This window comes from Bradyrhizobium sp. 521_C7_N1_3 (assembly GCF_052075975.1).
GTDB classification, from domain to species: Bacteria; Pseudomonadota; Alphaproteobacteria; order Rhizobiales; family Xanthobacteraceae; genus Bradyrhizobium; species Bradyrhizobium japonicum.
The window spans coordinates 1909821-1927823 of sequence record NZ_CP197232.1; the positions used below are offsets into that span (position 1 = coordinate 1909821).

The window sequence follows — 18003 nt, forward strand, 5'->3', positions numbered from 1 at the left end:
AGGTGGTGTTCGCACGGTGCTGTTCGGCCGCATGCATGGCGGCGCCGGTGCCGCCGCACGATGGGCCTGTTCATCAACATTATGCCGCTTGGGCTCGATCTTGACCGCACCGCCGTCGAGGCAAGCCTGCACATCAGGACATGCTCGCCTGCCCGAGTTGGTCGCGCATGAGCATGCCCCACTGGCACTAGGAGTTCTTCAGTCAAGTTCGCATCTGGTTTCTGCCGAAGGCGCAGAGGACCCTAACGACTTCCGCCCAACGTGGTCAGAACAGGTAAGGGGGCGCTAGAAGTCGAATGTCGGCGGGTTTTGCCTATGGCAGAGAACCGCCGCGTCCGGAGGAAAGCCTTACGCGCTTTGCTCATTCGAGTGAGTTTTCAAATCCATGTCGAACATCTGGTGGGGACAGCTGCATCCTCTTCGGCAGGCGGACTAAGAACGATCGCACACCAAGAATCTCGAAGCGCCGGCGCCAATCGATTGTCTCAGCGGGATTAAATCCAGAATTACGCGAGAGCATGGGCGCCTGACCGACCGCATTTGCCGCGCGGCGAACAGGATGGAAGTGGAGCGTCGACCATGATGAGAGGGCTACGCCGGGCTCGTGACGCAGGGAGGGCGTAGCCCGACCGGAGTTACGAGCCCGGCGTCGGCGCGATCCACAGCGGACCGCGCCGACTGGTGATCGCGGCCGGCTGGTTATGCAAGTGGTTCTTCCGCCAAGAGGAATCACTCGCGTGCCAGGCCGACACATTACCGATCACCAAATGAGGCTCTACATGAAGTACCGTCAGACCGATAGCCCACCCGTGGCCGCCGCCAAGGCTTCGTTCAGCACCTCGACCGCTTACCGGATCGAGAAGGATCGACGCCTTCCGTCGCAGAAGAAGGCTCCCCGCGGCCGTCGCCGGCCAGATCCCTTGGCCCGCGTATTTGAGACAGATATCGCGCCGATGCTGAAGGCCGCCCCCGGTGTGCGGCCGGTCACGATCTTCGAGGAGTTGCTCCGACGCCATCCCGAGCTCGGCGCCGGCATCCGTCGCACGCTGGAGCGCCGGATCCGGGCCTGGCGGGCGATCCACGGCGAGGAGCAGGAGGTCATCTTCCGCCAGACCCACGAACCCGGTCAGCGCGGCCTGTCCGACTTCACCGACATGGGCGAATTGGGTGTCACGATCGCGGGCGTACCGCTCGACCATCGTCTCTATTACTTCCGGCTGGCCTATTCCGGGTTTGAGCACGCCCATGTCGTGCTCGGCGGTGAGAGCTTCGTCGCTCTGGCCGAAGGCCTGCAGAATGCCTTGTGGTCACTCGGTGGGGCGCCACGGGAGCATCGCACCGACAGCCTGTCGGCCGCCTTTTGCAATCTCGACCGCGACGCCAAAGACGATCTGACGCGGCGATACGAAGACCTCTGTGCCCATTACGGCATGCGGCCTTCCCGCAACAATCGTGGCATCGCCCACGAGAACGGGGCGATCGAGAGTTCGCATGGTCATCTCAAGCGAGCGATCGGCGACGCGCTGTTGCTGCGTGGCACCGCCGACTTCGACGATCTAGCTGCCTATCGTGGCTTCATCGATGAGATCGCCAGCCGCCGCAATGCCCGCAACGCCAAGCGGATCGACAGTGAACGTAGCGCACTTCAGGATCTGCCGGACCGCCGCACGTCGGACTATGAAGAGGTGATCGTCCACGTGACGTCGTCCGGCGGCTTCACCTTGCGCAAGGTGTTCTACACGGTGCCGTCGCGCTTGATCGGCCATCGGCTGCGGGTGCGCCTGTATGACGATCACCTCGACGTGTTTGTCGGCGGCACGCATCTCCTCACCTTGCCGCGCGGGCGGCCGCATCCCAATGGCAAGCACGATCAGGTCGTCGATTATCGGCACGTGATCCATTCCTTGCGGCGCAAGCCGATGGCGCTCCTCAACCTGGTCTACCGCGACCAGCTGTTCCCCCGGGAAGCTTACCGCCGAGCCTTCGACGTCTTGCGCAAACGCTTACCGGACAAGAAGGCCTGCCGGATCATGGTCGATCTCCTCGCACTCGCCCATGAGCGCGGTTGCGAGGCCGAACTCGCCAATCAGCTCACGGCTGACCTGAACGACGGCCGGCTGCCCGACCTCAACCGGCTACGTACTCACTTCGCCCCGGATCCCGCCCAGGTGCCGAACGTCGTGGTACGCCTCGCACCGCTCGCCACCTATGAATGCCTCATCGGTACCGCCGAGATCGGAGGCGCCGCATGAGCACAACCAACGTAGTCGACACCGCGCGCCTCAATCTGTTGCTCAACGAGCTGCGGCTGCCCGCCATCAAGGCGCTGTGGCCGCAATTTGCCGAGCAATCCGATATAGAAGGCTGGCCGGCGGCGCGCTTCCTCGCCACCATTGCCGAGCACGAGATCGCTGAGCGCGGCCGCCGCCGCATCGAGCGCCATCTCGTCGAGGCGCGGCTGCCTACCGGAAAGACCTTTGACAGCTTCGACTTCGAGGCCGTGCCGATGATCTCCAAGGCGCAAATGACCGCACTCGCCGCCGGCGACGGCTGGCTCGGCAAGGGCGCCAATCTGCTGCTGTTTGGTCCGCCCGGTGGAGGCAAGAGCCACTTGGCGGCAGCAATCGGCTTGGCCCTCATCGAGAACGGATGGCGCGTCCTGTTCACCCGCACCACCGATCTCGTGCAGAAGCTCCAGGTGGCTCGCCGCGAGCTCAACCTCGAGGGCGCCATCAACCGCCTCGATCGCTTCGATCTCGTCATCTTGGACGATCTTGCCTATGTCACCAAGGACCAGGCCGAGACCAGTGTGCTGTTCGAGCTCATCAGCGCACGCTACGAGCGACGCTCTTTGCTGATCACCGCCAATCAGCCCTTTGGAGAATGGAACAAGGTCTTTCCGGACCCAGCTATGACCCTCGCGGCGATCGATCGCCTTGTTCACCACGCCACCATCGTCGAGATGAACGTCGAGAGCTATCGCAGGCGGACTGCCCTCGAGCGAAAGCGTGGTCCAGGGCGGCCACCGGAGCACGCGACACAAAAAACGCTCGCTTGATTGACGCTCCGCGACAATCAAAGCAAACAAAACTCTTGCGCGCGACAATCATCGCGGCGATCATCATCGCGCCGCGACACTGACTCGCCATCCTGATCGCCGCGCTCTTCCGACCCAGATCGTCGCGCTATACGCATTCACAAATGCCGCCGCTTTTATCAGAAAAAGAAACATCGCGACGATTTTCGACACGTGAATGCTTGATGTCGCGCGCGGTGCAAAACTGTCCCCTCGACGTCACGAGGAATTGCCATCGCATGTTTAGTCTAGCGCATGAAAACTCGCGCGCTTGTGGCACTGCACGGGGACCTTGCACAAGCTCTCGGACTGGCGCTGATCGCGGCCACCCATGCACTCGATCATGCCATTCTAGAGTCTCCTGCTACACATAGTGGTCGGCACCAGTAACGCCAAGCGGGTCCGCAAAAGAGGGGTCCCTAGATAGCCACACCGTGTCTGATGTACGACGATGTGTAAAGATACGGACAGAGTGCTTCGGGTGACCACGCTGTAATTTAAACAGTTTCTTCTTTGGCACGACTGATGCTTTTGGGTTAGCCGCCGACGCGCCGGCCGATGGTATCCCCTGGAGCAAGCGCGATCTGTCGATTGATAGCCAAAAGCATGGAGCATCCTCTAGATGACTTCGATGATGACCTCATTCCTCATCCAGACCGAAATGCAATGTAGCTTGCAAAAAGCCGTCCCGATCCCGCAGCTGACGAACGATATTGATAATGATGCCGCATCCAATCGGCCGCACGATCGGTCTTTCCTTTCGAAAATTCGACAGCGACTGCTGTCAATGCTGCCGACGTCCTCACCTCGAACGGTCGTTTGCGTTCTAGCACTGGTGCTGATGCGCGCCTTCTTAATAGATGGCGCCTCAGCCGAGACTCTTGCGAAGTCCATGCCCCTCACCAGCTTTACGCTTGGCAACGGCCTGCAGGTGGTCGTAATCCCTGACCATCGGACACCGGTGGTGACGCAGATGATCTGGTACAAAGTGGGCTCCGCAGATGAGGAGCCGGGCAAATCCGGGCTCGCCCATTTTCTCGAACACCTGATGTTTAAGGGCACGGAGAAGCACCCGCTCGGCGAATTCTCCCAAAACGTGTTTCGGGTCGGCGGCAACGATAACGCCTCGACCTCGGTCGACGGCACCAACTACTACCAGCGCGTGCCGAAGGAGCAGTTGCCGACCATGATGGAGTTCGAGGCCGATCGCATGACCGGCCTGATCCTCAAGAATGAGGACGTGCTGCCGGAACGCGACGTCGTGCTCGAAGAGTACAACATGCGGGTCGCCAACAGCCCCGGAGCGCGGTTGAACGAACAGATCGAGAGAGCGCTCTATCTCAATCACCCCTATGGACGGCCGATCATCGGTTGGCGGCAAGAGATCGAGAAGCTCGATCGCGAGGACGCGCTGGCCTTCTACCGCCGCTTCTACGCGCCGAACAACGCGATCCTGGTGATCGCCGGCGACGTGGAAGCCGCCGACATCCGTCCGCTGGTCGAGCGCAATTTCGGCGCCATTCCGGCCCAGCCCGCGATACCGGCGCGCCGCGTGCGCCCGCAGGAGCCCGAGCCCGCCGCCCCGCGCACCGTCACGCTGGCCGACCCGCTCGTGGAGCAGCCGAGCCTGCGCCGCTACTATCTGGCACCTTCCGCAACGACGGCCGCAGCCGGCGAGAGCGCAGCCCTCGACGTGCTGGCGCAGCTGATGGGCAGCGGCAGCAATTCCTATCTCTACCGCGCCCTCGTGGTCGACAAGCCGCTCGCGGTCTCCGCCAGCGCCAGCTATTCGAGCATCTCGCTCGACCCGACCCAGTTCTCGATCTCGGCCGCGCCGAAGCCCGGCGTCAGCTTTGCCGAGGTCGAGCAGGTGATCGACGGCGTCATCGCAGACATCGCGCAGAACCCGATCCGCGCCGAGGACCTGGAGCGGGTGAAGACCCAGCTCATTGCGGAAGCGATCTACGCCCAGGACGATCAGGCCGTGCTGGCGAGCTGGTATGGCGGCGCCCTGACCACAGGCCTGTCGATCGAGGACATCAGGAGTTGGCCGGACCGCATCCGCGCGGTCACCGCCGAACAGGTGCGCGCCGTCGCGCAGAAATGGCTCGAGAAGAAACGTTCGGTGACGGGCTATCTGATCAAGGACACCAGTGCCGCCAAGCGCGAGGAGAAGCGTTCGTGACCTATCCCTTCCTTCGACGCGTTGCATTCTCGCTTGCCACCGGCGCGGCGCTCGCGCTGGCTACGGTCTCGCCGTCACAGGCGGCCGCAAAAATCCAGCACCTCACTTCGCCGGGCGGCATCGAAGCCTGGTTCGTACAGGATGCGACGGTGCCGCTGATCGCCATGGAATATTCCTTTGCCGGCGGCTCGGCGCAGGACCCCAGGGACAAGTCCGGCGTCGCCAATCTGGTCGGTGACCTCCTCGACGAAGGCTCCGGCGATCTCGACTCCAAGACTTTCCATGAGCGGCTCGACCGCCGCGCCATCGAGCTCTCCTTCAGCGCCACCCGCGATACGTTCCGCGGCAGCCTGCGGATGCTGCGCGACAACAAGGACGAGGCCTTCGACCTGCTCAGGAGCGCGCTGACCTCGCCGCATTTCGACACCGCCGACGTCGAGCGCATCCGCTCACAGGTGATCTCGGGCCTGCGCCGCGAGACCACCAATCCGTCGTCGCTGGCGAGCCGCAAATTCCTGGAGGTCGCGTTCGGCGACCATCCCTATGGCCGGCAGACCAATGGCACGCTGGACAGCGTGCCGACCCTCACGGTCGCCGATCTGAAGGATTATGTCGGCCGCGTGCTCGCCAAGGATGGGCTGAAGATCGCGGTGGTCGGCGACGTCGATCCCGAGACCCTCGGCAAGCTGCTCGACCACACTTTTGGCAGCCTGCCCGCAAAAGCCAAACTCACGCCGGTTCCCGACATCGAGGCGGCCAAGCCGCCACAGCGCGCCTTCGTTCCACTGGACGTGCCGCAGACCGTCATCACCTTCGGTGGCCCCGGCGTGAAGCGCAGCGATCCCAACTTCATGGCGGCCGATGTCGTCAACCACATCCTCGGCGGCGGCGGACTGTCGTCGCGGCTCTATCGCGAGGTGCGCGAGAAGCGTGGCCTCGCCTATTCGGTGTTCGAATCGCTGCTCTGGATGGAGCATTCGGCGGTCGTTATCGGCAATACCGGCACCCGCGCCGACCGTGCCGGCGACACCATCGACGCCATCGAGAAGGAGGTACGCCGCATCGCCGAGGAGGGCCCGACGCAGAAGGAGCTCGACGAGGCCAAGTCCTACCTCAAGGGCTCGCAGATGCTGGCGCTCGACACCTCCTCCAAGCTCGCCCAGGCGCTGCTGCAGTACCAGCAGGACAAGCTGCCGATCGACTATATCGAGAAGCGCAATGCCCTCGTCGATGCGGTGACGCTGGATGATGCCAAGGTCGCCGCCGAGCGGCTCTGGGGCCAGGGCCTGCTGACGGTCGTCGTCGGCCGCGCCCCGCAGGCCGCCGCGCAACCGGCGGCCACGTCGCCCAAGTCGAATTAGCAATTCGAACTAGCAGTCGAACTGACCGCTTCTTGCTTCCTGAAATGGCCGGGCCCGCCCCGGCCATTTGCATTTCCCATGACCGCCATTTGCCGAACGTGGACGTCCGCGATATGTCCGGACATCACGAACGGTGCCATCATGCTGCGGATATCCCGCGAACTCGTCATCGACGAGGACGACTCGAGATCGGCTTTGTCCGCGCCTCCGGCCCGGGCGGGCAGAACGTCAACAAGGTCTCGACCTCGGCCCAGCTGCGCTTCGACACGCGCAAGCTAACCTTGCCCGAGGATGCCGCGATCCGGCTCGCCCGCATCGCCGGCCAGCGCATGACCAAGGGCGGCGTCATCGTGATCCACGCCCAGCGCTTCCGCACCCAGGAGCGCAACCGCCAAGACGCCGTCGGCTGCCTCGTGGAAATCCTCAAAAAGGCCGTGGCGCGGCCGAGGCCGCGCCACGCGAAGCGGTCGACCTTCGCCTCCAAGCAGCGCCGTCTCGAAGGCAAGAGGCGCCGTAGTGACATCAAGGCAAAGCGCGGTCGCGGCTTCGTGGTTGCGCCAGCGTGTCTGCAGCAAACTGGGCTGTCGATTGCCGATCACGCCGCGGGGCCGACCCGACCTCGATATCGGTAAGATCCCGCCACTTGGTAGGTACCCATCGCACCGTGCTCTGTGGTCAAAAAACCCGATCCACGTGCAGATAGCGTCAGCTGGTAGTGATCGCGATCACCATGCTGGCGCCGCGAGTGGTGCGAAGAGCTCCGCAATAGGTCGCTCAGATCCAGGCCCACTCATCACCGCACTGGCGCTCTGCAATGCTGTCGCGCACAGCGAGTTTTCGAGTCACTCGTTGCGACTCTATGTACGGATCGGACGGTTGTGCCTCCAATTGATCACAGCTGTGAAGCCAACCCGCGTGTTTGTTTGTTTCGTACAAAGTTAGTGCGCCGTTCACGAGCTCGATCAGGCATTGTTTGGCGAGAGCGGAATCATCCGTATCGCGACGCTAGTCAGCTGGTCAATCGATCGGTGGCGTTCGAGGTGGCCCCGCAAGTCAAGGATGAATTGGGGGCGAAAGCAGTTGGTAGTCGTCGGAAAACGTCGAGCCGACTTCTTTTGAGTTGAGGCAACTTGGAGGTCTAATACATGATTAACGTGAGGAGCGTTCTTTTCGGCTCAACCGCCGGATTGATCGGCATGGGGACGGCTTAGGCGGCCGACCTACCAGTAAAGGCAAAAGCCGTCGAGTTTGTGAAGATTTGCTCCCTGTACGGCGCCGGGTTCTACTACATCCCGGGCACTGATACCTGCATCAAGTTGGGTGGTTACCTGCGTGCAGAAACGTCTCTCAGTGCGAGCGTATTTAACGGTAACTACAGTGGTGTTCAGGGTGCTCAGAACCGCCTGACGAACTACTACTTCACTAAGGCGCGCGAAGACTTCAACATCGATACGCGCACCGCGACCGAGTACGGCGTGGTCCGCACGTTCTTTGACGCGACGTTCAGTTGGACAACCGACGCATACTCGGGAAGTGGTACTACTGCCGGTGCTACGGTGTACTCACAGCTTGGCAGCACGGGCGTTGGTGCGCCGAGCAACGCCAATGCGGGCGCGGTTGCTGGCGGCACGCTTGGCGTGTACTACGCCTTCATCCAATTCGCTGGGTTCACCATAGGTAAGGCCGTCTCGCAGTTCGACGCGCCTTGGACTAATTACCCTGGCAACAACTTCGACGGTCTGGTCGGCGGCGGCGGCACAGTGACTGGAGTAAACCAGCTTACCTACACCGCAGACTTCGGCGAGGGCATCACCGCATCGATCTCGGCTGTTGATCCGACCGCTTACTACCAGAGTAACCTATATAATGTCGGTGCCGGCCTTACGTCAGTGGCAGGCTTCGGTTCTGGCAACTTTGGCGCCAATGACTTTGGCGGAACGAGGGCTCCTGATATACAGGGCATGTTCCGCGTCGATCAGGCTTGGGGCCTTTTTCAGGCGTCGGTCGCAGCGCATAACAATCATGCTGCGTACTACGGCGCGACAGAGCCGACCGGTCATCCGGGCGACAAATGGGGTTGGGCTGCTCAGCTGGCATTGTCGATCAAGAATCTTCCGACCGGCCCCGGTGACACCATCAACATGCAAGCGGTCTACACCGATGGTGCTACCCGCTACAACTTCCAGAGCTTGGCTCCGCAAAACTTTGCTATGTTTGGCGGTACCAGCGTTCCGGGTGCCTACCAGAGCATTGGGCTTGCAGCCGCTGCTGACGGTGTGTTTGGGCCCGGAGCTGGCATTTCCACGGTCCAGACTTGGGGCTTCCGGGGCGCTTATACCCACAACTGGAATCCGTACTGGAACAGTGCGATCTACGGCGCGTACGCTCAGCTGAAGTACGGTAGCGGTGGTTCGGCTCTCGTTTGCGCTGCGATCCTGGGCTTGGGCGCACCGACTGCTGGTATCACCACGTGCAATCCGGATTTCAATGTCGCACAGCTCGGTCTTATAACCCGCTGGACGCCGGTGAAGAACCTTACGTTCTCGGCAGACGTGGTCTGGACTCACCTCGACCAAAAGTTTGACGGGACAATTACGACGACGGCGGCTGTTCCACTTGTGGCAAAGCCCGCAGCTACATACGAGCTGAAGGACCAAAACACGGTTAGTCTGCTGCTCCGTGCTCAGCGCAATTGGTGAGATTGTTCGGTGAACGGAAGGAGAGAAAAGTAGTTCTACGGTAAACCTCCAAAGAAAGGCCTCCGGTATGCCCATCGGAGGCCTTTTTGGCGCCAATGGTCGCGCCGCACACGATGTTCGCTGGGGGGCGGTGATTGCGCGCTATTCGCCCGATGACCTGCCCCTGAAGCTTCGGTCCAGCGGCGCTTAGCTGCGGCCTGCACACTGGAGCATTTTTGGCTAGAGGATCACCACCGCACGACGACCACAGGCGCGCCTTCCCTGCAGCCGCACTGGCTGCACTATAGCCATACGGCTTACAAATCGCGGCTTCGTTCAATCCCGGCCTCTATGAGGTCGCCACCCGCGGCACAGCGCGCCGCTGGTCTTTGCCCCGCGAACCTCACAGAACACTCAAGATTCCGTCGAGTCGCCCGTTGTGCTTCCGTCGTCGCATCGGAGTTGGCGATGCGACCGAAGAAGCACAGTACGACGTGATCGGGGGATCTGTTCCGGGCCAGGCTGGACCAGATCATCAATATGAAGCACGAGCTGGTTCAGCTCGCCGGCAAGGTCGATTGGGACTGGATCGACTGCGAGATCGCGCCGCGCTGCTCTACAGCGAGAATGGTCACCCCGGGATCGCGACCTGCTTCATGATCCGGCCGTTGCTGCTCAAGCACATTTACTGGCTGTCATGAGGGGCTGTGCAAGCGCTGGGTCGGCGACCCGTATTTCCGTGTGCCTCATAGCTGGTGCGTATCTGCCGCCGCAATTGTGTTGAAGACGGGAGTTGCCCTCCCGGAGCCGGCCTGCAGGGGCGGACTTCAAACCACCCCACGCTGCTGCGTTTAAGAGACGTAGTGGTGAGCGTTGGGGAAAAAGGCGGCGGACTACGCCATCAGGTGAGCGATGAGAAGATGAGCGCAAGCGAACCGCCGATGAGGCATCGAAATGGGTCCAGACGCTGTCATAACGGGGTGTATAGGCGGCATGACCTCATCACAGGCTTCAATGGGGAACGAGGGAATTTGGCTCGGGGTGTTAAGTGAAATCCGCAAGTGGCGCTCACCACGAGGGAGAATACCAATACTCCGAGACAGGGGCGGTGCAGCTTGTAGTAGCGTTGAAGTGGCTGCAATAGCCATGGAGCGAAGGGGATGCGTTACCCTGTCCGACATCGGACGCCAAGGCTTTGTCAGGAGGAGCGTTATCACGCCGGACAAACCGTTGCCCATCATCAAGCGTATGGTCTGGGAGGCCTACCAGCTGGTGGCATTGAATGGAAAGGCGGCGGGCGTCGATGGTCAGAGCTTGGAGAATTTGCGCGGGATCTTGGAAACAACCTCTACAATCCCCGGAATCGCTTTGTGTCGGGAAGCTACTTCGCGCCAGCGGTAAGGCGCATGTAGATTCCCAAGGCAACGGCGGCATCCGTCCTCTGACATTCTGGTCGTCGCGGACCGCGTCGCGCAGATGTTGGTCAAGCAGTATCTGGAACCCAGTGCTGATTCCGATGAAGTCGCGCGGCGATTCTGAGACGACGTCACCCACCTTTCCGATTTGATCTCGCCCGGGGGCGAGGCGTTCTGGCTGCCCGCGTTCTCTGGATCTGTGCTGGATAGTGAAAAGATGGAGCGGTCGAGCCTGTGGCTGCGAGGCGCTGTCCAAAAGGGGCCTAGCACAGTGAAGAACCTCATGAATATGAGGCCCGCAAGAACAGAGCTCTGATCATCGATGAGCGCGTTTCAAAAAGCGCTTCGAAATCAGGGTTGGTGTTCACCTTGCTTCAGCAGGCGGCGATCGGGTTTGTACGCGCGGCAAAGCTTGCGCGCGCTTGTCGCGTACCTTCGGCATGCTCGCGCGGTCGACTAATGGCAACGATTTAGGCACGCCGCTGCGCCCTGATCCCCGGCACCCCGCTATCCGGCGAGTACGAGAGTGCCTCTCTCAACTCTCGCATTTGGTAGCCCTCACCACACCAGGTAGGTATCGATCTACTATTGGTGCTGTACTGTAGACGAGCAGATCGTACCGATCAAATGCGCTGATCAGGACGGACGAGGTGTTGCAATGGAAACCATAGCTGATCCGCTGGATTGCAAAGCACGCGTACTGAAGTTCATCGAAGAAACGCGCGAAGTTAGCGAGAGCGAACTGCAGATCAACAACATCACGCCTTATCATGTCACAAAGTTCTATCGCGAGCAGATTGCCAAAGGCAGGTACTACGATCAGCTGAAGCGCATTGTAGAGCCCTCACTGGACGAGTTCGAGAGCCCAGGCACCTTGGATACGAGCGGCGAACACGACAACACGGTCGTTCCGGGACTGCAGCACAAGTACCCGCAGACCGGCCTGTTGCTGGTGACGGAACGCTGCGGTTCATATTGCCGTTATTGTTTTCGCAAGCGTATCGTGGGCAAGGCTTCCGATGAAATCGCACCGGACTTCGATCAGGTCGCGCAGTATATTACTCGCCATCCTGAGATGACCAACGTGCTACTATCGGGAGGCGACCCGTTCGTGCTTAGTACGGCCAAGCTGAACAGGATCCTTGACCACCTGCTGCCTATCAATCATTTGAGTTCGATCAGATTTGGCACAAAAATGCTGGCCTATCAACCAAGGCGGTTTGAAGATTCCGCTCTGCCGACACTGTTCGAGCGGATTCACAAGGCAGGCAAAACTCCGATAATCGTCACCCATTTCGATCACGTGGGTGAAATCTCGTCCGATGCGGAGCACAAAGTTCGCTCGTTGCGAGCGCAAGGCGTGCAGTTCCTCAACCAGGCCGTACTTCTCGCGAAGGTCAACGATGACCCTAAAATCCTCGCAGAAACGTTCGCCAAATGCCACGATACCGGAGTGCGCCCTTACTACCTCTTTCAAGCGAGGCCGGTGAAGGGCGCATCCCATTTTCAGGTTGCGCTCCGACGGGGAATAGAGATTGCGCGCGGCGTCAACCAGCGCCTTAGTGGTATCGAGAAGACGTTCAAATACATCATGTCTCATTACACGGGAAAGATCGAAATACTGGATTTGGCAGACGATGGCCGCGTGTACATGCGATACCACCAAAATAAAGTTCCCGAGAAGATCGGACAGATCTTTTCCCGGCCTCACGTCGAGGCTGCCTGCTGGTTGGACGATCTGCCAGAACAATGAGATCTAACGGTGCTCAATGCTGATTACGACTCGAGCGAGTGCAGCGCGCCGGCGACGCCCATCCGAGCCGGCCAAGCCCGGCTGAAACTGCGTCGCGCAGTGCAGGGCACGCCACCTCACTACTGCAAGAGTCTCGACATGTGGCCTTGGTTGGCGTCTGGCCGAGCTGGAGAAATTTGCTCCCAATACCGGCCCTTCCCGAGACAACATGATATCGGCCTTTGATCGTTAGGGCACGGCTCAAATTGACCGGTGCCACGCTGGGGATGCGTTCCAGTGAGAGTACGGCGTCGGGACGAGCCCTGCTCAGTAGGCCGCATTCCTAGCTTTGCAAGTGCATTTCTTGTTCGGCTTGATGCCGATTTCAGGCCTGCATCATACAGTTCATTTTGGAGTTCGGTTCCGAGACGCCATCCGTCTGTTTCGCTCTTCTTGCGACCACATCCGCGCAGCTGTGAGTCACAACAGCGAACCATAGCCATCCGAATTTACGATTTGGGGTACTCTTTTGGGCAATCATCTGGTTTATCCATCTGATCTCCGGCAGAAGGCTACGAGCGCGCTTCCAGGCTCTTGATCATAAAAACGCGGAATGCTCCGGGCGGGTCGCAAGGCGTTCGGCCGGAGGCCTTCCATCCGTTCCGCGTGTAGAAATCCGGAAAATTGACGGCGTAAAGGAAGGCCGATCGACAGCCGCGCTGTCGGCCCTCTTCTTCAAATGCCTTCAAGATCGCGTTTCCCAAACCCCTTTCGCGCAATTGCCATGGCAGAAAGAACGAGTCCAGGAACAGCAGTCCTGCCGATGAAAGTCCTATCGCACCGCCGAGAGCGCGCTTGGTTTGGGAATCCTGTAATACCACGGCCATGGGCCGGCTGTTGCCCACGGCGGTGATGACACCACCGAAGTCCTCATTACGCCGCTCGGATCGCCTGTACCATGGAAGAGGCAATTACATCCGTTACGACGATGTCCGGCATGAGTTCTCCTTACGTACAGAGTGTTATAGCAGCGTAGCCTCTGACGAGGCTGCGATTCGAGAAAACGCAAGCCGATCGAACTGACGGGCGCGAACCTATGCAGGAGCTGCTTGGCAGTGCTCTCGTTCTACACTCTCTTGTTGATCCTCGGCCAGTCGCCTTGCCCGCATGCTTGCTGCGACAGCATCCCTTGAGCGGAGCGAATATCCGCGCTGCGTCGCGTTCCCGTGTCTTAAAGGCCTCTCGAGGTGGACGTCAGGTTCAGCGAAGTCGAATAGCGGTCCATGTTTCAGATTTGCTCAAGAGTGCTGGCCAGCAGAGTAACTATTGCGAATGCTTCTTCGTCACCCGACTGTCTTCTCATGAGGCTACGGCGCCTGAGCGCGACTATATGGCGGGTTGCGCTTCGAAAACTATCAAGGTCGATAGTTGATTTCATGGCTGTTGCCCCGCAAAGCACGTCGGGGCAGCGAGGGCTGCGCCGGGCCGCCTTGGCCTTGAGCACTACCCTGCTCTTGGTTTTCGGAAGGCCTAGAGCGGTTCACAGATTTATTGAATCGGAAGGGATTCCGGAACTGGGGCGAATATGATTCAAGATGCTGGCTGGGCTGGAGGCCAGCATCCGATGGTCCGACCCATTTCCAACGATCTGCGTAAGCGTGCGGTGGCGGCTGTAGCGAAGGGTGAGAGCTGCCGCGCGGTGGCAGTGCGGTTTGGGGTTGCGGTGTCGTCAGTGGTGAAGTGGTCGCAACGTTATCGAGCGACCGGCTCGGTGGCGCCCGGCAAGATGGGTGGCCATCGCAAGCCTATCCTCGAGCCGCATCGCGCCTTCATCAAGGAAATCAGCCAGACGCCGCATTTGACGCTTCACGCCCTCAAGGACGAACTCGCCGCGCGCGGGGTTAAGGTCTCCCACAATGCCGTTTGGCTGTTTCTACGCCGCGAAGGGCTGCGGTTCAAAAAAACGCTGCTCGCTCTCGAGCAAGCCCGCTCCGACATCGCGCGTAGACGCCAGCGTTGCCGTTCATGGCAGGCCAAGCTCGATCCTCGGCGCCTGGTCTTTATCGACGAGACCTGGATCAAGACCAACATGGCCCCACTGCGCGGATGGGGGCCAAAAAGGCGAGCGGGTGCGGAGTTTCGCGCCGCACGGTCATTGGCAGACGTTGACGTTCCTTGGCGCCTTGCGCTGCGACCGCCTCACTGCACCTTGCCTATTCGACGGTCCAATCAACGGAGAATGCTTCCGCGCCTATGTTCAGCAGGTTCTCGTCCCGCAGCTTCAGCCGGGCGATATCGATCAAAGCCGCCGGCGCCAGGCTCTGGTACCTGCCGCCATACTCCCCCGACCTCAATCCAATCGAACAGACCTTCGCCAAGATCAAGCACTGCATGCACTCCGCCCAGAAGCGCACCCTTGACGACATTTGTCGCCATATCGGCGGACTCGTCACAACCATCCAGCCCGACGAATGCAGCAACTACTTCGAAAACGCCGGATACTCTTCTATTAAACCGTGAAACGCTCTAGGCGCGGCCATAGCGGTTGGCGCGGATGTGCCGGTTGAGGAGCTCGCGCAACTCGGTGGCGAGGCGAGGAACGGCCGAGACGCAGGCTCGACAGATCTGGCCGATGGTGGCCCATACAGCGGCACATCGCTGCGCATCTGCAACTATCTTCATTTGAAAGCAGGGAAGGTGCCGAGGGCCCCGTGCAGACGCGCCCACTTTACTGTCCTCGGCCACCACCCCGGCTCGCGTGCCCCTTTTTAAACCCTGGCCTTCGCTACCGCGAGCAGAGACCGGGCATGGTGTGGTCCAAGGATGAGCCTCTCCCGCTTGCCCAGCCGTTTGGTAGAACGTAGGCTTCTCTCCCTACGGCCCGGATCGGCCCATAGATCCAGGGCCGTTTGAGATACCCGTAGTCTGATCTAATCTCTTGACGCTCGCGCGTGCCGGCCGCGAGATCCCGCTGCAATTCATCAATGCGTTCTCAAAGATCGATAAGCAGAGAGCCAGGTCATTCCCTGTCTTTACGTCCTCGCACAGGTTGCCGATCTTCCACTCTTTAGCTGTTGATCGGATGCTTGCGCTGCGCCTTCTTGGGGGGCGCCGTTACGCAGCTGTTGCCAGAAGCCCGATCGAAACCTTCTCCTTGGTCAAACCTGGACCAGGTGTCTAACCGCCATTCGTACGCGCCAGCTGTCGATCATTCAGTGCGACGCGGAGCGCCGAGGCGAACCCGGCGGATTCGCCCTGGAGCCTGGTCTCCAGCGCTGCCCGCTCCTTATCAGGAGCTGGTTCGGCTCACGACATCCCAGGGGGCGCCCCTAGGGACCGCGGTCTCGTGAGCTCGCGACGTTTTCCAGATGATGGTGTCGGCCTCGATGCTGCGCAAAGACTTAAAAAATCGCTGAATTCCTGCGCCGTTCGGCCGTTAGTTTCGCAATTTCTCGTCGTTGTTCCAATTAAAAGAGCTCCGTCGAGCAGCGAACTGCAGGTAGGGCTTCGATCCGCCGAAAATGCGCAATGTCTTGCAAGCAGCCATCTGCGAACATTTCCGGGTCTGGCTCGGCGGGATGGGCAAGGCCGGTACCAGGAAGGCGGTATTGGACGAATAGGTGGCATTTGTTGTAAGGGCCCCGCAGCCGCTCGCCATTGCGTTAGTGCATCCTAAATGAAGAGCGCCGTGCGCCCGCAATCTCACAACCTGTCATGACGGGCGTGCTTCTGAGTCTTGAGCAGATTGGAGTGCTGCGAAAGACGATGAAATCGCGGTGAATACGTACTTTGATACTATTATGAGCTCGCACGGAGGGGGGTACCGGGAATGCTGAGGGAAGCTATGAATAGCGATGCGTTGCCAAGGACCGCGTTTCCAGTGGACAAATATTTCCAGCCAATTGTCCATTGGCCGATTGCCCCATTCATTGCCGAAGCGGAAGCGATTGAGCGGCGCGCTAGAATAGAGGTACATCCCTTTTTCGAGTACGCAAAGAATCACCCAGATGCTCTAGCGCTTTGGGCGAGCCAGGAGGCTGTCGTCACCAACCCGTTTTCGCAGATCCTGCTCCGAGTGATTGCCAGGATTGCGAATGTTCACGTTCGCTCACTCCTGATGCCGGTCGTCGATGGCGAGCACAGCTCAGTCCGTGGCGGGATTGCAGATCGTTCTCACCCCTGGCTCATTTGGAAGTTGTGCAGGTCCATTGGGCTATCAGATCAACCGGTCAAAGTAACCGAGGCGGTAGCATCTTTCATCGAGGCTTTGCAGCAAACTGAGGCTGACCCAATGCGAGCGCTTGGAGCTCTTGGTGTCGGAAATGAGCAAATGCTTCTCGCCGAATACCGAGCCGTGGAGGCTTGTTTCGATGCCGCATTGCCATCAGCAGACTACAAAAGCTTCCTTCACGCGAACATTGGAGAAGATGAGGCGCATACCCGCCTCATCGCTGAAGCGGCGACCGCGCTTGAAAAGCTAGGTTATGACGCACGTCAGTACCTGGCCGGCGCGTCGGACGGCGTCAGCGCGCGGGTGCGCTACTATGACGAGCTGCTGCGCGAGGCGCAGCTGGGCGTTTAACAAAAAAGGAAGTGACCATGTCAGACAAGATCTTGGTAACTGGCACGAGCGTCCGCAAGGAATTGCTAAAGCCGCTGGTTGAAGCGGGGTTTGTGGTCGAGAATCCGACTCATCTGTTATCTGAGGATGAACTCGCGGCGGCCCTGGCCGACAAGGCGGGATACCTCTTGGGCGGAGACGAGTTTGCAACAGCAAAGGCACTTCAAGGCGCAAAGAAACTCAAGATAATCGCCTTTCTTGGAATGGGGTATCAATCATTTATCGATGCCGATGCGGCTGACAGGTGTGGGATCACAGTCACCAACACGCCCGGTACTCTCAGCAATGCCGTTGCCGAATTCACAATCGGCCTGCTTTTGAACTCGACCCGCCGCATCCATCAATACGCGCTGGCATACTCTGAGGGAAATTCCGGGAAGGAAGACAAACAAAGAGACTTGGCGAATCTGCATGTCGGAATCGTGGGCCTCGGCGGCATTGGCACCCGTATTGCTGAAATTCTGAGGTGGGGCATTAATTGTCCCGTCTCTTACTTCTCAAGAACGCGGAAGCCAGCCGAGGAGGCGCGCCTCGGGTTGACTTACCGGCCGCTTGACGAGCTTTCGGAGAGTGTCGACGTCCTGATTGTCATGACACCAGGCAATACCGAAACGCGCGGTTTGATCGGGCGAGGACAGTTTGACAGGTTCAGACCCGGGCTCATTCTGATCAACAGCGCGCGCGCCGAGATCGTTGACCCAACAGCTTTGTTGGACGCCCTTTCGTCAGGAAAGCTCGGCTATGCAGCCTTCGATGGGTTCTACGAGCAGGCCGAGATCGCCGCTGCTGCCAAGTTGCTCATACCGGCGCGGCTGATGATAACCGGCCATATTGCCTCGCTTACAAGCGATGCGCGGGATGCGATGGCCAACCGGGCGGTCGCATCGATCATCAACATGATCAAGTTTGGCAAGGACGCCTATAGGGTCAGGTGA

Annotated in this window: 8 protein-coding genes and 4 pseudogenes; 11 read left to right on the forward strand and 1 reads right to left on the reverse strand. The window is 59.9% G+C overall.

What is annotated here, in order from left to right; all coding sequences use genetic code 11:
* Nucleotides 1-737 precede the first annotated feature (737 nt).
* The 8 genes and pseudogenes from istA (at nucleotide 738) to AB7008_RS08755 (ending at nucleotide 12468) form a co-directional block, all read left to right on the forward strand.
* Nucleotides 738-2252 (forward strand): IS21-like element ISBj11 family transposase, encoded by a 1515-nt coding sequence (istA, locus tag AB7008_RS08720; protein WP_028170462.1) that lies wholly within the window; start codon nucleotides 738-740, stop codon nucleotides 2250-2252.
* Nucleotides 2249-3058, forward strand: coding sequence for an IS21-like element ISBj11 family helper ATPase IstB (istB, locus tag AB7008_RS08725; protein WP_014497900.1), 810 nt, complete (start codon nucleotides 2249-2251; stop codon nucleotides 3056-3058). The genes istA and istB overlap by 4 nt, the downstream gene beginning before the upstream one ends.
* A gap of 859 nt (nucleotides 3059-3917) precedes the next feature.
* A complete protein-coding gene (locus AB7008_RS08730; protein ID WP_225895103.1) occupies nucleotides 3918-5261 on the forward strand; it encodes a M16 family metallopeptidase in 1344 nt (447 codons plus the stop codon).
* Complete coding sequence (locus AB7008_RS08735) at nucleotides 5258-6622, forward strand: M16 family metallopeptidase (RefSeq protein WP_014497898.1); 1365 nt, start codon at nucleotides 5258-5260, stop codon at nucleotides 6620-6622. The genes AB7008_RS08730 and AB7008_RS08735 overlap by 4 nt, the downstream gene beginning before the upstream one ends.
* Nucleotides 6623-6763: 141 nt before the next feature.
* Nucleotides 6764-7170: pseudogene (arfB, locus tag AB7008_RS08740) on the forward strand (alternative ribosome rescue aminoacyl-tRNA hydrolase ArfB); the annotation flags it as partial.
* A gap of 597 nt (nucleotides 7171-7767) precedes the next feature.
* Nucleotides 7768-9321, forward strand: a pseudogene (locus AB7008_RS08745) (porin).
* 486 nt (nucleotides 9322-9807) lie between these two features.
* A pseudogene (locus tag AB7008_RS08750) lies at nucleotides 9808-10041 on the forward strand (IS5/IS1182 family transposase); the annotation flags it as partial.
* 1332 nt (nucleotides 10042-11373) lie between these two features.
* Nucleotides 11374-12468 carry a KamA family radical SAM protein gene (locus tag AB7008_RS08755; protein WP_049803171.1) on the forward strand — a complete coding sequence of 365 codons (1095 nt, stop codon included), beginning with the start codon at nucleotides 11374-11376 and terminating at the stop codon, nucleotides 12466-12468.
* Between the two features lie 551 nt (nucleotides 12469-13019).
* On the opposite strand, the gene AB7008_RS08760 is transcribed toward AB7008_RS08755, so the two are convergent.
* On the reverse strand, nucleotides 13020-13334 hold the full coding sequence (locus tag AB7008_RS08760; protein WP_080588789.1) for an N-acetyltransferase: 315 nt from the start codon (nucleotides 13332-13334) through the stop codon (nucleotides 13020-13022).
* Between the two features lie 737 nt (nucleotides 13335-14071).
* Between AB7008_RS08760 and AB7008_RS08765 the strand changes: the two are divergent.
* From AB7008_RS08765 to AB7008_RS08775, 3 genes and pseudogenes are all read left to right on the forward strand, one after another.
* Nucleotides 14072-14967 (forward strand): annotated as a pseudogene (locus AB7008_RS08765) (IS630 family transposase).
* A gap of 1324 nt (nucleotides 14968-16291) precedes the next feature.
* Nucleotides 16292-17029 carry an iron-containing redox enzyme family protein gene (locus AB7008_RS08770; protein WP_038937226.1) on the forward strand — a complete coding sequence of 246 codons (738 nt, stop codon included), beginning with the start codon at nucleotides 16292-16294 and terminating at the stop codon, nucleotides 17027-17029.
* A 17-nt stretch (nucleotides 17030-17046) separates the two neighbouring features.
* Nucleotides 17047-18003, forward strand: coding sequence for a 2-hydroxyacid dehydrogenase (locus AB7008_RS08775; protein WP_038937228.1), 957 nt, complete (start codon nucleotides 17047-17049; stop codon nucleotides 18001-18003).

Excerpts from the sequence above, each read along its gene's own strand:
- AB7008_RS08730 (WP_225895103.1), top strand. The coding sequence starts at position 3,918 with ATGCGCGCCTTCTTAATAGATGGCGCCTCAGCCGAGACTCTTGCGAAG.
- AB7008_RS08755 (WP_049803171.1), top strand. The coding sequence starts at position 11,374 with ATGGAAACCATAGCTGATCCGCTGGATTGCAAAGCACGCGTACTGAAG.
- istB (WP_014497900.1), top strand. The coding sequence starts at position 2,249 with ATGAGCACAACCAACGTAGTCGACACCGCGCGCCTCAATCTGTTGCTC.
- AB7008_RS08775 (WP_038937228.1), top strand. The coding sequence starts at position 17,047 with ATGTCAGACAAGATCTTGGTAACTGGCACGAGCGTCCGCAAGGAATTG.
- AB7008_RS08770 (WP_038937226.1), top strand. The coding sequence starts at position 16,292 with ATGAATAGCGATGCGTTGCCAAGGACCGCGTTTCCAGTGGACAAATAT.
- AB7008_RS08760 (WP_080588789.1), bottom strand. The coding sequence starts at position 13,334 with ATGGCCGTGGTATTACAGGATTCCCAAACCAAGCGCGCTCTCGGCGGT.